The following is a 2,482-nucleotide window of genomic DNA, read 5'->3' on the forward strand; positions in this document are numbered from 1 at the left end:
CATTCCGACTGAGACACACCGCGATGCGTGGTGTCTCGGCGCGGATGTGGTTTCTCGGCGGCGATGTGGTTTCTCGGCCGAGCGCCCGAATCAGGTGTGCTGCGGGAAGCCCAGGTTCAGGCCTCCGTGCGACGGGTCGAGCCAGCGTGACGTGATCGCCTTCTCGGCGGTGAAGAAGTCGAAGCCGTGCGGCCCGTACGCCTTCGCGTCCCCGAACAGCGAGGCCTTCCAGCCGCCGAACGAGTGGTACGCCACCGGCACCGGGATCGGCACGTTGATGCCGATCATGCCGACCTGCGCCTCGCGCTGGAAGCGCCGCGCGGCGCCGCCGTCGTTCGTGAAGATCGCGGTCCCGTTGCCGTAGAGGCTCGCGTTGATGATGCCGAGGCCGTCCTCGTACCCGTCGACGCGCACCACCGACAGCACCGGGCCGAAGATTTCGTCGCGGTACACCGCCGACGACGTAGACACCTTGTCGATGAGGGTCGGGCCGAGCCAGAAGCCGTCCGGGTCGCCGTCCGGCTCGACGCCGCGGCCGTCCACGACGACCGTCGCGCCGTCCGCCGTGGCGACGTCGATGTACGACGCCACCTTGTCGCGGTGCACCTTCGTGATGAGCGGGCCCATGTCGCAGCCGCGGGTGCCGTCGCCGGTGCGCAGGGTTCCCATGCGCTGGGAGATCTTCTCGATGAGCTGATCCGCGACGGCGTCCACCGCGAGCACGACCGAGATGGCCATGCAGCGCTCGCCGGCTGAGCCGAAGCCCGCGTTGACCGCGGCGTCCGCGGCGAGGTCGAGATCGGCATCCGGAAGCACGAGCATGTGGTTCTTCGCCCCGCCGAGGGCCTGCACGCGCTTGCCGTGGCCGGTCGCGGTCTCGTAGACGTAGCGCGCGATCGGGGTCGAGCCGACGAAGGAGATCGCCCGCACGTCGGGGTGCTCCARCAGGGCGTCGACGGCCTCCTTGTCGCCGTGCACCACGTTGAGGACCCCATCGGGCAGGCCCGCCTCGGTGAGCAGCGCGGCCATCCAGTTCGCGGCGGAAGGATCCTTCTCCGAGGGCTTGAGGATCACGGCGTTGCCGGCGGCCAGCGCGATCGAGAAGAACCAGAGCGGCACCATCGCGGGGAAGTTGAACGGGCTGATGATCCCGACGACGCCGAGCGGCTGACGCAGTGTGTAGACGTCGATGCCCGTCGAGACGTTCTCGGAGTAGGCGCCCTTCGTCAGGTGGCCCAGGCCGCACGCGAACTCGACGACCTCCATACCGCGCGCGATCTCGCCGAGCGCGTCCGAGAGCACCTTGCCGTGCTCGGAGGTGAGGATCTCGGCGAGCTCCTGCTTGCGCGCGTTCAGCAGCTCGCGGAAGGCGAACAGCACCCCCTGGCGCTTCGCGATCGACGCGTCGCGCCACTGCGCCCACGCCGCGGAGGCCGACGCGACTGCGTCGTCGACATCGGCGGTGGAGGCGAGCCGCACCTCCCGCTGCACCGTGCCCCAGGCGGGGTTGTAGACCGGGGACGTACGGGTGGATGCCCCCGCCCACGTTCCGCCGTCGACCCAGTGGTCGAGGATCGTGGTGGCAGACTCCTTCGTCTGCTCGAGTGTGGTGGTGTCAGTCATGGTCTTCCTTCGTCTGGCCTCGTGGGCACGTGTGAATCCAGGGTAAGTCGCGGTTTCGGTGAGGGATAGGGCACACCGGGACGCGGGCGTGGGCGCGGCTACGCCTCGACGACGGTCAGCGCTTCGTCGTAGATCGCGAGCGCCCGAGCGACCTCGTCGTCTGTCACCACGCACGGCGGCACCACATGGATCCGGTTGTCCGCGGTGAAGGGCAGCAGCCCGCGCGCAGTCAGCTCCTTCTTGAGCCGGCCGATCACGTCCGCGCCGACGGGTTCGCGCGTGGCGGGGTCGGCGACGAGCTCGAGCGCCCAGAAGACGCCCTCGCCGCGCACTTCGCCGATGAGGGCGTGCCGCTCGGCGAGGTCGGCGAGCCCAGGGCCGATCACGTCTGCGCCCACGCGGCGGGCGTTCTCGACGATGCCCTCGGCGTCCATCGCGTCGATCGAGGCGATGATGGATGCCGCGGCCAGGGGATGCCCGCTGTAGGTGAGTCCGCCGGGGAAGACCCGGTCGTCGAAGGTCGCCGAGATCGCATCCGAGATGATCACGCCGCCGACCGGCACGTACCCGGAGTTGACGCCCTTGGCGAAGGTGATGAGGTCGGGCACCACGTCGTAGCCCTCGAACGCGAACCAGCGGCCGGTGCGCGCGAAGCCGCACATCACCTCGTCGAGGATGAGGATGATCCCGTACCGGTCGCACAGCGCGCGGACGCCGGCGAGGTAACCCGGCGGCGGAACCAGGATCCCGGCCGTACCCGGCACGGTCTCCAGCAGGATCGCCGCGATGGTCGCAGCGCCCTCGGACTGGATCACGCGCTCCAGGTGGTGCAGCGCCCGGGCCGACTCCTCCTCGGGCG

Annotated in this window: 2 protein-coding genes; both read right to left on the reverse strand. The window is 69.9% G+C overall.

From position 1 onward, the window contains the following. Positions 1-90: 90 nt before the first annotated feature. Positions 91-1,623: a CoA-acylating methylmalonate-semialdehyde dehydrogenase gene (locus tag AC1DVT_RS19505; RefSeq protein WP_457100435.1), complete on the reverse strand. Its 1,533-nt coding sequence runs from the start codon at positions 1,621-1,623 to the stop codon at positions 91-93. 98 nt (positions 1,624-1,721) lie between these two features. Continuing rightward, positions 1,722-2,482: aminotransferase class III-fold pyridoxal phosphate-dependent enzyme (locus AC1DVT_RS19510; RefSeq protein WP_477390971.1), on the reverse strand; the 761-nt coding region annotated here is incomplete at its 5' end.

This window comes from Microbacterium sp. P2_F9 (genome assembly GCF_056403635.1).